Raw genomic sequence first — 13,355 nt, 5'->3', positions numbered from 1 at the left:
GCCATCCGGCTGGTTAGTTTTCAGTGGCTAACGTTGTTGTTTCATGCTGGCGAACCCGTTTCAGTAAGCCTGCCAGGGTAAAGACGACAGCAATACCCGCCGCAACCGCGAGCAGATGAAACGAAATCCTGCCGCCGTTAAACCACAGCCAACGTCCGATTTCGACAGAAACCGCCATCACCGTCAGGATGACCATATTCAGCGACGCCGAGACCGTACCCTTCGGTAAGTTGTTGGAAAACAGCGTAAAGCGGAACAGCGTCGGAAAGATCATACCAATGCCAAACGCATACAGGCTGGTTCCCAGCACCGACCACAGCCAGACGTGCGGCCACAGCAAATTGCCGGCAATCAGCACCGCCAGTCCGCTCAGTTGAATGGGTGCCGCCCGCCAGATAAAGCGTGGCTGGGTTGGATCCTTCACAAAACGAACAACCACCATATTGGCGACGATCACCGCGCCAAAGACCGGTGCCTGCGCCCAGGCAAACTCTGATGTGCTCATACCGCCAGCGTCGATCAGGATCACCGGCGAGACCGCCACCCAGCTCATCATCGGGATATAGCTTAACGACAGCGTGGCTGCGCCAAACAAGAACACCCGGTTGCGGAAAACGTCGCGGAAATCACGCAGTACGCCGCGTGCACTGAACGGTACCGCGCCGCGCTTAACGGTTTCCGGCATTGCTAACGCTAGCCCAATCAGGGCGATAAGCCCCATGGCGGCGATAATGGCAAACAGGACTTTCCAGTGTACAAAGTGCATCAGCGCTGCGCCGGAGAGCGGGCCGATAACCGGCGCAACCAGCACAATGGAGGTGATTATCGCCATTAACTTAATGGCCTTCGTTTGCCCAAACGCCTCCTGAACCGTGACATAGCCAACGGTAGCGATAAAGCAGATGCTGGTGCCCTGTACAAATCGGGCGACCAGAAATTGCGTCATTGAGGTGGTCAATAGCGTGGCAGCGCAGGCGAGCGTAAAAATTAACGCCCCCGCAATCAGCACCGGTCGACGGCCAATCCGGTCGGAGAGCGGTCCCAGCAGCCATTGCAGCGCCATGCCGCCAGCCAGATAGAGGCTCACCGCAGCGGGGGCCAGGCTGACGTCGGCGTTGAAATCACGCACCACATTGATGATGCCTGGCTGGATCAGGTCCGTCGACAGATAGGCGGCGAAGTCATATAAAATCAACGCGACAGGAAAAAATAGCGTCGTGGTGCGTTGGGAGAAAAACGCGAGAATCCGTTGCATAAAACAGCTCCTTTTCGGGAGAAAACCCTCAACGGGAATAGCGAAATTCAATACCGTCTTTGAGACGTCAGACCGATGACAAAAAAAAGCAGACTGCAAATGTACTGAATTTCATGTAATCAAAAACGCTGCCTGCGCGAGGCGCAAACAGGAGAAACGTTTTCAGACTCGGGTCAGAAAACGTAACGATTACAGGTAACAATCAGCACATCGCACCTCGGGAAGAATTGGTTGAATGGATAATAGCCACCCAAAGTGTAATGCGGATTGGATATTAATTAAACGAGTTTATCCGCTTTATTTGCAGAAAATTACCACGTTAATCAGGGTACGATGCTCTGCAAAAACCGCAGCGCGATTGCACAACCGAAGATGATCAACACGCCGCCAGCGATACGCTCGATCCACAATATCCCTCGGGTTAACCGCCGCTGGATCTGCGGTAAGCCGATGAACATCACGATCAGCAGATCCCAGAACAACACCACGCTGGTCATCCAGATCCCGCTCATGGTTTGTTGCAGCAGCGTCACCGACGGGCCGAGCAGGGCGGTCATTAGCGCCAGATAGAACAGCGCATTTTTTGGGTTGAGCAGCGACGAGCCTAATCCCAGCAGCAGCTGTTTACCAAATCCTGGACAGGTAGACTGGGCGTCTGCTCCGGTCAGGGTTTGCGGGCGGCTGCGTATAAGCAGGCTGCCAATCCATAATAAATAGAGCGCGCCCAGCAGCTCAATAACCTTAAACAGCAGGGGAAGCTGGCGCAGGATCCCCCAACCAATAATCGCCAGCAGAATATACAGCCCGTTGCCGATGGCGATCCCCACGCACAGTCCGGCGCTGCCGCGCATCCGGTAACGTACGGCGTAACCGACCAGTAAAAAGAAGTCCGGCCCTGGGCTGAGTAGTGCAACAAAATGCGCCAGCGCCAACGCGGGAAAAGCAGACGGAAAAAGTTCAGCAAGCAGCGACATAGCGACCTCAGAAAATGAAACAGAGATCAGCGTACGCCTGACGCAACGCTAATTATTGTCTGATATTGATCGTCCCAATGCGTACTGGCGTGGTGTGGCTGCTGTGTAGCGAACAAAGGTGCGATGGAAATGGCTCTGGTCGGCAAACCCGCTCTGGTAGCCGACATCGACAATCTCGTCCCCGGCCCGTAGCCGCTGACGGGCATAGTCAATCCTCACGATGTTCAGATAATTTCCCGGCGTCAGCCCGGTGTCCTGCTTAAAGGTCCGAATCAGCGTCTCTTTACGCATGTGACACTCATCTGCCAGCTCATCCAGCGAGGGTGGGGAGTGCAGACTGGACTGCAACCGCTCGCGCAGATACTGGCTGGTGACGCTTAGGTTTTCCGGTGTTACCGACTGCAATGGCAGCGAGCGCAGCAATGCTTGTGCGGCATCAGTTATCTGCGTCGTTTGCCGTTGCGGCATGAGCGCCACAAGGTGCATGTAGCACTGGAATAATTGCGGGTCGCGGATAACAGGAGTGCGCGTACAAAGCCGTTGATTGCTGTTCAGCGCAGGCAGATGGGCAAGACACCACCGGGCATCAAGATAAAGCATGTGATAGCTGCGAAATTGCCCGTTGACGGGATTACAGCTGTGAGGTGCCAGTGGTGGGATCACAATGAGATCGCCCCCCTTCAGATGGTATTCCTTGTCATCGCACAGGCAGCAGGTTCCTCCCTCGAGAATTGCCCCAATCGAGAGCTGAGAGTGGTGATGGCGCTTATAGGCCTGCTGACTTTGCCAGGTGCTGCGAAGCTCCAGCCACGGCAGTTGCTCATCACGCCAGAACGATTGTGGAATATCTCGGGTATGCGTCACATCGTGTCCTCCATGAAAGTGATGATTTGTTATAGCACAGGCCCTGCGGTGAAAAAGCGGGAATGTGCATTGAGGTCGTGATTCTGCGTGATGCGTTCCAGACAAATGCAGACGTTACAAAGGGGCGTTTTTATCCCGGAAATCGCCTCGCAAAGAGAGAAAGTTACAGGTGAGGGTGTGGTTTACCAGCGCTACAGTCACGGCATCTTATTTCCAGGTGATGGATCGCCATGAACAAAGCACCGACTTCCACCCCGCATGATGCGGTCTTTAAAACGTTTTTGCGCCACCCTGAGACAGCTCGGGATTTTCTACATATACATCTTCCCGCTTCGCTGCGCGAACTTATGGGGCTGGTCGAGCAAATTGTTTCCCTGCTACTTACCGGACTGACTAATGACAGCCAGATAAAGACGCTGTTTAATTATATTTTACGAACTGGCGATGCACCTCGATTTAGTGAGTTTATTCGTGAGGTTGCCGAACGTTCACCGCAGTATAAGGAGCATTTGATGACGATCGCCGACAGATTGCATGAGGCAGGGCTACAAAAAGGCAGGCTGGAAGGGTTACAGGAAGGACGACAAGAAGGGCTTATAGAAGGGCGACGTGATGAGGCGCTCCGTATTGCCCACACCATGCTGGCAGACGGTATTGATATCTGCACGGTACAAAAAATTACCCGGCTTTCCGCAGAAGATATTCAGGGTTTAAGTCATTAGATATGACTTAAATCGTATAATCGCCTGCCCGGAATCACCGGGCGGTCCGGTTTACTCTATCGCCATCTTTACCGCCTCGCCGAGCTTTTGCATCACTTGCTGGTGCTTCTCGTTTGGCGGTAACGCGCAGTTGATGCGCACGCAGTTGCGATACTTTCCGGATGCGGAGAACAGCGATCCCGGTGCGACCTGGATTTTCAGGCGACAGAGCTGCTTAGCGACGCAGACCATATCGACCTGGAGCGGCAGCTCGACCCACAGCATAAAGCCGCCTTTTGGTCGTGTGACGCAGATCCCGCAGGGAAAATATTCCCGTACCCAGCAGGTGTAGATCTCCATATTACGCTGATAAATCTGGCGCATACGCCGGATATGCCGATGGTAATGACCTTCGCGCACAAAGGAGGCTGCTGCCAACTGCGTAGCGGGAACGTTAGTACCAATGACGGCGTACTTCATATGTAGCAGTTTATTGTAATAGCGACCGGGAACCACCCAACCCACGCGCAGTCCGGGGGCTACGGATTTGGTAAACGAACTGCAGAGTATTACCCGGCCGTCACTGTCCCAGGAGTGGATCGTACGCGGGCGCGGATACTCTGTGGCCAGTTCGCCATACACATCATCTTCAAAAATGACGATGTCGTGACGCTGGGCGAGGGCGAGCACCGCCCGCTTACGCGCATCCGGCATAATGAACCCGAGAGGGTTGTTGCAGTTGGGAACCAGCAGCACGCCTTTAATCGGCCACTGATCCAGCGCCAGCTCCAGCGCTTCAATGCTGATCCCGGTATCCGGATCGGTTGGGATCTCAATCACCTTGATCCCCAGGCCGCGCAGTAGCTGCATTGTGCCGTAGTAGGTGGGGGATTCAACGGCGACAATGTCCCCTGGCTGACAAACCGCCAGCAGCGCCAGCGACATTCCGCTCTGGCTCCCGTTGGTTATCACAATATCATCGGCGTTGAGGAGTGAACCGCTGTCCAGCATCAGACGGGCGATCTGCTGGCGCAGATCCTGGCTGCCGGGAAGCTTGTCGTACCCCAGCACTGCCTTCAGGTTATGCTGCACTACGCGGCTGAGTTCGCGCCAGAGCGGTTTCAGGCTCGGTTGACTGACATCTGGTGCGCCGCTGCTGAAGGGGATCACAGATTTATCGCTATGCCCTTTTAGCATATCCAGCACCAGATCCCACTGCGTTATCTCGACCGGACGCTGCACCGGGCGTGACATCGGCGGTACGGGCGGCAGCGCTTTTTGCGGCGCGACAAAATAACCGGAACGCGGCTGCGGGGTGATCAGTTGCCGCTGTTCCAGCATCTGATACGCCTGCTGGACGGTGCTGATACTGACCCCGTGCTCCTGACTCAGGTTACGTACCGAAGGCAGTTTTTCGCCATGGCGATACAACCCCTGCTCAATGCGTTCGGCCAGCAGATTGGCCAGATGTTGATAACGCGTCATGCTGTATCCCTCATGGGTATCATACAGATAAAAAAACCAGTACAGATTGGCGTGAAAAAAGCGATGCAGAACTCTTTTTAACCAATCTGTATGTTAAATAAAAGTACTTTGTGAGTCTGTATTGCTTAGGGCCAAATCCGTGAAGATAAAGCCTCAGACAAGGCGGGGAGGCAAGGTATGGAATTTCATGAGAATAAAGCAAAGCAGCCATTTATTGGGTTTGTTCTGATCTGGCGGGCATATAAGGGGTGGCGGTTACGGGCGCAAACGCGGCGCGTATTGCAACAGATGAGTAATGAGCGGCTGCGGGACGTCGGGCTGCGACGCGATCAGATCGAATAGCCGCGGATGGTGTTTCCTGAACGGTTTTGTGGCGACCTCGTTTGTGGTGGGGCGATGGAAGAGGAAGGACTGGGAGAAATTGCTCCTGGTTCTGCCAACGAAGGGAGTATTATTGAAGCACTTTTGCTTCATGGAAGGATTATTATCAGGATGAAAGCTACAGAAGCCCGATTACTCGATTTCCTCAAACGCTCACAGCAATTTGTTATTCCCATCTATCAACGAACCTATTCATGGTCTGAGCAGCAATGTCGTCAGCTTTGGGACGATATTCTCCGTGCCGGACAACGTGACGATATTTCGGCCCACTTTATTGGCTCCGTTGTTTATATAGAGCAGGGACTGTATCAGGTTTCGGGGATTTCTCCGTTACTGGTTATTGATGGTCAACAGCGCCTGACGACGGCGATGTTACTCCTTGAGGCGTTATCCCGTCATCTTGGCGATGAAGAGTTGATTGATGGCTTCTCCGCCATGAAGTTGCGCAATTACTATTTGCTCAACCCCTACGAGTCCGGAGAGCGGGGATACAAGTTGTTGCTGACGGAGACGGATAAAGATAGCCTGCTGGCACTGATTAAACAAAAACCGCTGCCTGAAAACGGTTCGCAGCGGATTGAGGCCAATTTTAACTTCTTCGATGAACAAATCAGCAAATTAGGCGATGACTTGATTTCGCTGTGTCGTGGGCTATCAAAGCTATTGATTGTCGATGTCGCACTGAATCGCGGGCAGGATAACCCGCAGCTAATTTTTGAAAGCATGAACTCTACGGGCAAGGCGCTCAGCCAGGCCGATTTAGTGCGTAATTATATCCTGATGGGGCTGGAGCCGGAACATCAGACGCGGCTGTATGACGACCACTGGCGACCGATGGAAATTGCTTTCGGACAGAAAGGCTATAGCGAATATTTTGACAGCTTTATGCGTCATTATCTGACGGTCAAAACGGGGGATATTCCTAGGACCGATGAAGTTTATGAAGCATTTAAGTTACATGCGCGTAGCCAGGCTATCGCCGAAGAGGGTGTGGATGCGCTGGTAGCGGATATTCAGCGCTATGCGGAATATTTCTGTGCGATGGCGCTGGGGAAAGAGAGCGATAAGCAACTTGCTATAGCGTTTCAGGATTTACGGGAGTTAAAGGTTGATGTTGCTTATCCGTTCCTGCTGGTGCTGTACCACGATTACCGGGAGGGCAATTTATCACACGATGATTTTCTGAGTGCGATACGCCTGGTTGAGTCGTATGTTTTCCGCCGCGCGGTGTGCGCTATTCCCACCAACTCGCTGAACAAGACCTTCGCCACATTTTATAGAGTACTGGATAAAGAAAACTATCTGGAAAGTATTCAGGCGCATTTACTGGAACTGCCGAGCTATCGACGTTTCCCGGACAACGATGAATTTAGCCACAAGTTAAAAGAGCGCGATCTGTATAACTTCCGTAGCCGTAGTTACTGGCTACGCCGCCTGGAAAATTACGGGCGCAAAGAGCGCGTGGCGGTGGATGAATATACGATTGAACATATTATGCCGCAGAATGAAAATCTGTCGGCAAAATGGCGTGAAGAGCTGGGCAGCGACTGGCAGCGGATACATAAAGAGCGGCTACATACGTTGGGAAACCTGACGTTAACCGGCTATAACTCCCGTTACAGCGATAAAGCCTTTGTGGAAAAACGCGATATTGATGGCGGCTTTAAAGAAAGCCCTTTGCATTTAAACGCCGGATTAGGGCTGTGCGAGAAGTGGGATGAAGCGGCGATGGATGCTCGGGCTGAGCGGCTGGCGAAGCGTGCCGTTCAGGTCTGGAGTGCTCCTGAGTTGGATGAAGATGTTCTTGATGGCTATCGTCAGCAGCCTGAAAAAGCGATGAACTACAGTCTGACGGATTTCCATCAACTGGAGGTCGGCTCACATAGCCGGATGCTATTTGACCAACTGGCACCAGAGATTTTAAAGCTGGATGCGAGTATCACACAGGAAGTGCTGAAGCTGTATATCGCCTTCAAGGCGGAGACCAATTTTGTGGATGTCGTACCGCAGAAAAGCCGGTTGCGCCTGTCGCTGAATATGCCGTTCCATGAACTGGTCGATCCGAAAGGGATGGCGAAAGACGTAACGGATCTTGGTCGCTGGGGCAATGGTGATGTAGAGGTCGGTTTCAGCGATATTGCCCAGCTACCGTATGTGATGGGGCTGATTCGCCAGGCATTTGAAAAACAGATGGATAGTGCGGTGGTATAGCCTCGTCGTAACCCCGGCAGCATGGAGGCTGCCGGGGATAACGACTAGCATAAGTCACTATTGATAAGAAATATAAATCAGGCCGGATAAGCCATCCGGCAATAATCAAAACCTTAAGTAGGCAACGCGAAATGCCCCGTCGCCATATCAAACATCAGGCGGGCAAAGCCCTTAGCGCACTGCGGGTTCGATAAATACTGCAGCATAAATTCTTGTCGCGCTTCGTCACTGTCCATCACCGCGTCGTCTACCGCCTTGAAAAAACCGCCTAATATTGCCTGCTCGGGACTGTTATTCCTGATTTGTTTCATCACCGTTTCATTCTCAGTGATTTTATTAAACACGGTCATTGCGCTGCTGAGCATATCTTTATCCGTCAGATGGTCGGTGATAAACAGTTCATTCATTCGCGATAAAATATGCGACAGAAATTCCTCTTTCTTGTCTTTTGGTTTTGCCGTACCCACGTCGTTACTGGGATCAAGTGTATATTTCGCATCATCTTCTTGTAGTTTCAGATGTTGTTCGTGGATCTTTGATAAGCGATAGTGGCTCATCTCCACGTTACTGAGATCAATCTCGTCCTCTTCCAGATGTTGCTCATGCAACAGCGGGCGCAGATGGCGGGCAAACAGGCTTAGTTTCTCCAGATCTTTGTCATCGTACTCGACGATCTGCGACATAAACTCGTAGAAGCGAACAAAACTGCCAAGATCTTTCTTGAAAATCTCCAGACGATCTTTTTCCTGCTTGCAGGCGTTAAAGCTATTTTCCGCATTGGCAATTAATACCGTATCGCTTGTTTTTTTGGTGCGCTCAAACATCTCTTTTGCCATCAGGTAAGCATCGATTGCCAGGGCGTAGCGCTTTTTCCAGCGTTCGACCGCCGGTTTGCAAATATTGCTGATTGCCGCGTTGGATTTATTTTTGCTGAAGAATGCTATGCAGAATTGCTCCACTTCATTCCACTGGAAAATCTGCGTGGCACGCAGTTTTTCAAACAAATCGAACACCTGCTGCGGATCGCTGACGTCGGTCAGTTCCGCCGTCTGGTAATAAGGCTGGAACACGATGAGGATCTTGTCCGGTCTGTGGGCGTAGGTTTTGAGACATGGTGGGGAATTGTAGGCCCGAAAGCTGTGTGCCATCGGGCAATCCAGAATGAGGGTTACTTCTTCAATCCCGCAAACGCGGCTCTGATCTCGTCTTCCGGCAGGTTAATACCGATAAACACCAGCAGGCTGTGGGGTTGTTCGTCGTCCCACGGGCGATCCCAGTCGGCGCTGTACAGACGCTGAACGCCCTGGAACAGCAGGCGGTTCGGCTCGCCGTCAATCCACAGCATGCCTTTGTAGCGCAGCAGCTTCTCGGCGGATTCCAGCAGCAGATTTTCCATTACCCGCGACACGTCACTGATGTTTACCGGGTAATCCAGCTCGACGACGATCGAGGAGATATCATTTTGCTTGTCGGCGATAAAGTGGAAGCGCGGTTTGGCGCTGACCACGTTCTCCTCGAGCATGAAACCGTTGGTATCGAACAGCAAGGAGAGGTCGATATCACCATGCGTGACGGTATACACCGGGGCGCGGGCGTTGATGCGCGCCAGGCGCTCACGCAGTTTCTCGCTTTCACCCGCCACGTCGGTTTTGGTCAGCAGGATGCGGTCAGCGTAGCCTACCTGTGACTGGGCGATGGTGAACTGGTTCATCTGCTCGTCGGCATGTACCGCGTCAACCAGCGCAATCACACCGTCCAACAGGTAGCGTTCGCAAATCACTTCATGGGAGAAAAAGGTCTGAATAATCGGGCCGGGGTCGGCCATGCCGGTGCACTCGATCACCAAACGGTCGAAATGGATGGCGCCTTTGTCGAGGTTGTCGAGCAGATCTAACAGTGCGTCTTCCAGCTCACTGGAGCGTGTACAGCAAATGCAGCCGTTGGTCAGGGTTTTGATCTGCGTGGCGCGGTCGCCAATCAGCTGATCGTCCACCGAGACTTCGCCGAATTCGTTTTCGATAACGGCAATCTTATAGCCGTGCTGCTCGTTGAGAATATGGCGCAGCAGGGTGGTTTTACCCGCGCCAAGAAAACCGGTGAGTAGGGTAACTGCAATCGGGGTCATTCATTTCTCCTTCTAACAGCAACTGCTTCCGCCGCTACCGTAGCGGGCTTCCTGGCGCTCGCGGAAGAATTCTTCGTAGGTCATGTACGGCTTATCGGGATGGTTGGTCTTCATGTGCTCGACGTAGTTGTCGTAGTCCGGAATGCCAATCAGCATCTTTGCCGCCTGACCGAGGTATTTTTTTGCCTGACCTAAAGTACCAAACATAAACAATCCTGATAAGCGAAAAGCCCCGCCGAAGCGGGGCTAAATACGGTTAGTGATGTGAAGAGGTCTTCACGCCGCCTTCCGGCACCGGTACATACGGCGTCTCTTTATCAGAGCGACCGTTGATGGCGCGGGCTTTCTGCCAGGTACGGAACCCGTAGAAAATGATGCTGTACACCACCACCAGGAACAGAATACTCAGGCCTGCGTTGGTGTAGTTGTTGACGACGATGTGGTTCATGTTGGCAATCTGCTGAGCGGTCAGTTCGCCGCCGTTAGCAATCTTCTCTTTGTACTGATTCGCCATGAAGAAGAAGCCTTCCATCTGCGGGTTGGTGCTGAACAGTTTCAGACCCAGCGCCCAGGTGGTGCAGATAAGCAGCCATACTGCCGGAACAACGGTAACCCAGATGTATTTGGTGCGCTGCATTTTAACCAGTACCACGGTGCCCAGAACCAGTGCCACGGCAGCCAGCATCTGGTTAGAGATACCGAACAGCGGCCACAGGCTCTTAACGCCGCCCAGCGGGTCAACAACGCCTTGATACAGCAGGTAACCCCACAGGCCTACGCAGCCCGCAGTACCGATGATACCCGCAACCAGAGAGTCGGTTTTCTTCAGGAACGGAACGAAGTTCCCCAGTAAATCCTGCAGCATAAAGCGGCCAGAACGGGTACCGGCATCCAGTGCGGTCAGGATGAACAGTGCTTCAAACAGAATACCGAAGTGGTACCAGAAGCCCATATCAGCCATCGGTAGCACTTTGTGGAACACGTGAGCGATACCAACGGCCAGCGTCGGCGCGCCACCTGCGCGGTTCAGAACGGACGGTTCACCGATGTCTTTCGCGGTCTGCAGGATCTGCTCAGGCGAAATGACGAAGCCCCAGGAGCTGACGGTCGCCGCCGCATGTGCGGTTACGTCTTTCAACTGCGCCATAATCAGCGGGGCGTTCTCGCCGCTCATTTCATGCAGGTTCGGCATGGTGATGCCAAGGCCTGCTGGCGGGGTGTTCATTGCGAAGTACAGACCCGGTTCGATAATGGACGCGGCAACCAGCGCCATAATCGCCACGAAGGATTCCATCAGCATGGCGCCGTAACCGATAAAGCGCGCGTCGGTTTCACAGGCCAGCAGCTTCGGTGTGGTACCAGAAGCGATCAGCGCGTGGAAGCCAGATACCGCACCACACGCGATGGTGATGAACAGGAACGGGAACAGCGCGCCTTTCCACAGCGGACCAGTACCATCAACGTACTGAGTCATCGCCGGCATTTTCAGTTCCGGGTTGAGGATAACAATCCCCACCGCCAGACCGACGATAACGCCGATTTTCAGGAAGGTAGCCAGATAGTCGCGCGGCGCGAGGATCAGCCATACCGGCAGCAGCGCAGAGATAAACGCGTAGCCGATCAGGGTAAAGGTAATGGTGGTGTCTTTAAAGGTCAGCGCCGGGCCCCAGTACGGGTCGTGAGCAATCACGCCGCCGAAGTAGATAGACGCAACCAGCAGCACAATACCAATCACCGACACTTCGCCCACACGACCCGGTCGCAGGAATCGCATGTAGATCCCCATGAATAGCGCGATAGGTACGGTTGAGCAGACGGTGAACACCCCCCACGGGCTTTCAGCCAGCGCTTTCACCACGATCAGCGCCAGTACCGCAAGGATGATGATCATGATTAAGAAGCAGCCGAACAGCGCAATGGTTCCCGGGATCGGGCCCATCTCTTCTTTGATCATCTCACCCAGAGATGCGCCGTTACGGCGTGAAGAGATAAACAGCACCATGAAGTCCTGCACCGCACCGGCCAGCACGACACCCGCCAGCAGCCACAGCGTACCGGGCAGATAGCCCATCTGCGCGGCCAGTACCGGCCCAACCAGCGGACCCGCACCTGCGATAGCGGCAAAGTGGTGGCCAAACAATACGTTACGGTTGGTTGGAACGTAGTTCAGACCGTCATTGTTGATGACCGCCGGCGTGGCACGCGTCGGGTCAAGTTTCATCACCTTTTGGGCGATGTACAGACTGTAGTAACGATAGGCCACCAGATAAACAGAAACTGAGGCGACCACGATCCACAGGGCACTGATGTGCTCACCCCGACGTAATGCCACTACCGAGAGGCAGAATGCACCGATGATTCCGAGAATCACCCAGGGTATGTGCTTGAATATCTTTTTCGTATCCATAGTAAAACCTGGTATCTAATTAATAATTGGCCGAAGCCGCGTGGGTTTGATCTTGTGTTTGAGGAGGTAAATTGACTGCTATGTTGGGGGGATCTTGCCAGAGAAGTACGCGCGTAAAGTAAGGTAAATAAGTGAGCGGTTGTATGTCAGCTTAAGCGGTCCCAAGTGTCAGTGAGCGGTAAGCAATGGGGGTGAGTGGGGGCATTTATGTGATTGAGATCACGGCATTATAGCGTTCGCCCATCTACATGCCGAGTTTTCCAACTGACGAAGCATCTCACTGAGATACTTAGATCACGATATAACAGTAAGGCGTTTGTTCGATGTCTTTAAGCAACACATGTTTCTTACGTGATTTAGTCAGGTAATATTTTTCATCCAGATAATAGTCAATCAGTTCATCGAGGCGCTCTTTGTCTATGCGGGGCGTTACTCCTAACGTCCAGAAGCTACGCAGCTCTAATTCCGAACGTTTGATTTTTGCGCTTTTAACCAAATCCGCAATCATATTTCTGACGCAGCTTGTCGGATCCTGGTTCTGCTTGAGCTCAAGCGCAATGTAGCTGTCCTGCGTCCATCCTTTTTTCCGCAATAAGAAATCTGCACGCACAGACACACGCTGTGGATTTTTCCGCAGATCGCAAGCGAGGGTCTGTTCACGCCACCATTCATGACCTGTCGAAGCCAACAGATTGGCAAATTCTATCTGCATCCACACTTCCCAACCGGAGATGTTGTACTGATCGATGATATTGAGCTTTTGACGAACATCTTCACGTTCAAAAAAGTGGTGTGCGAGAGTGGATAGGTGATCAAAATCGCGATTCAACATAGAAGCATCCTTTTCTTAAAAAACGGGAATCCTACACCTAAGGCGCAACAGAACGACAAATTTTTTGCGTAATTTGTCATAGGGAACGGGATTTAATGTGAAAACGATAATTCTGTGGCA

At 52.7% G+C, this 13,355-nt stretch carries 11 protein-coding genes and 1 pseudogene; 3 read left to right on the top strand and 9 right to left on the bottom strand.

Going from position 1 to position 13,355, the window contains the following annotated elements; all coding sequences use genetic code 11:
* Nucleotides 1–13: 13 nt before the first annotated feature.
* The 3 genes from mdtM to HV229_RS21820 all read right to left on the bottom strand — a co-directional run bounded on the left by mdtM (nt 14) and on the right by HV229_RS21820 (nt 3,093).
* Nucleotides 14–1,255 carry a multidrug efflux MFS transporter MdtM gene (gene mdtM / locus HV229_RS21830; protein ID WP_016151565.1) on the bottom strand — a complete coding sequence of 414 codons (1,242 nt, stop codon included), beginning with the start codon at nt 1,253–1,255 and terminating at the stop codon, nt 14–16.
* Nucleotides 1,256–1,578: 323 nt separating this feature from the next.
* Nucleotides 1,579–2,229 carry a LysE family translocator gene (locus HV229_RS21825; RefSeq protein WP_181546384.1) on the bottom strand — a complete coding sequence of 217 codons (651 nt, stop codon included), beginning with the start codon at nt 2,227–2,229 and terminating at the stop codon, nt 1,579–1,581.
* Between the two features lie 48 nt (nt 2,230–2,277).
* Nucleotides 2,278–3,093 (bottom strand): AraC family transcriptional regulator, encoded by an 816-nt coding sequence (locus HV229_RS21820; RefSeq protein ID WP_181546382.1) that lies wholly within the window; start codon nt 3,091–3,093, stop codon nt 2,278–2,280.
* A gap of 230 nt (nt 3,094–3,323) precedes the next feature.
* On the opposite strand from HV229_RS21820, the gene HV229_RS21815 reads away from it, so the two are divergent.
* Nucleotides 3,324–3,815 (top strand): Rpn family recombination-promoting nuclease/putative transposase, encoded by a 492-nt coding sequence (locus HV229_RS21815; RefSeq protein ID WP_103928879.1) that lies wholly within the window; start codon nt 3,324–3,326, stop codon nt 3,813–3,815.
* A 51-nt stretch (nt 3,816–3,866) separates the two neighbouring features.
* Here the strand turns inward: HV229_RS21815 and HV229_RS21810 are convergent, their stop codons facing one another.
* Nucleotides 3,867–5,279, bottom strand: coding sequence for a PLP-dependent aminotransferase family protein (locus HV229_RS21810; RefSeq protein WP_181546380.1), 1,413 nt, complete (start codon nt 5,277–5,279; stop codon nt 3,867–3,869).
* Between the two features lie 177 nt (nt 5,280–5,456).
* On the opposite strand from HV229_RS21810, the gene HV229_RS21805 reads away from it, so the two are divergent.
* Together HV229_RS21805 and HV229_RS21800 are read left to right on the top strand one after the other, a co-directional pair.
* Nucleotides 5,457–5,621, top strand: coding sequence for a DUF1127 domain-containing protein (locus HV229_RS21805; protein WP_181546378.1), 165 nt, complete (start codon nt 5,457–5,459; stop codon nt 5,619–5,621).
* Nucleotides 5,622–5,771: 150 nt separating this feature from the next.
* A complete protein-coding gene (locus tag HV229_RS21800) occupies nt 5,772–7,871 on the top strand; it encodes a DUF262 domain-containing protein (protein ID WP_181546375.1) in 2,100 nt (699 codons plus the stop codon).
* A 113-nt stretch (nt 7,872–7,984) separates the two neighbouring features.
* Here the strand turns inward: HV229_RS21800 and HV229_RS21795 are convergent.
* The 5 genes and pseudogenes from HV229_RS21795 to HV229_RS21775 all read right to left on the bottom strand — a co-directional run.
* Nucleotides 7,985–8,971 (bottom strand): annotated as a pseudogene (locus HV229_RS21795) (type I restriction endonuclease subunit R); the annotation flags it as partial.
* A 68-nt stretch (nt 8,972–9,039) separates the two neighbouring features.
* On the bottom strand, nt 9,040–9,996 hold the full coding sequence (gene yjiA / locus HV229_RS21790) for a GTPase (RefSeq protein WP_016151577.1): 957 nt from the start codon (nt 9,994–9,996) through the stop codon (nt 9,040–9,042).
* 12 nt (nt 9,997–10,008) lie between these two features.
* On the bottom strand, nt 10,009–10,203 hold the full coding sequence (locus HV229_RS21785; RefSeq protein ID WP_003830038.1) for a YbdD/YjiX family protein: 195 nt from the start codon (nt 10,201–10,203) through the stop codon (nt 10,009–10,011).
* Between the two features lie 49 nt (nt 10,204–10,252).
* The gene (btsT, locus tag HV229_RS21780) at nt 10,253–12,403 is read right to left on the bottom strand and encodes a pyruvate/proton symporter BtsT (protein WP_003830033.1); all 2,151 of its coding nucleotides are present in this window, start codon (nt 12,401–12,403) and stop codon (nt 10,253–10,255) included.
* Between the two features lie 289 nt (nt 12,404–12,692).
* Nucleotides 12,693–13,235 carry a hypothetical protein gene (locus tag HV229_RS21775; protein ID WP_049269948.1) on the bottom strand — a complete coding sequence of 181 codons (543 nt, stop codon included), beginning with the start codon at nt 13,233–13,235 and terminating at the stop codon, nt 12,693–12,695.
* Between the last annotated feature and the right edge of the window lie 120 nt (nt 13,236–13,355).

The organism is Citrobacter sp. RHBSTW-00524, assembly GCF_013747755.1.
GTDB lineage: Bacteria > Pseudomonadota > Gammaproteobacteria > Enterobacterales > Enterobacteriaceae > Citrobacter > Citrobacter braakii.
Note: the sequence above shows the minus strand (reverse complement) of the source record. Positions and strands in the feature narration are given on the sequence as shown.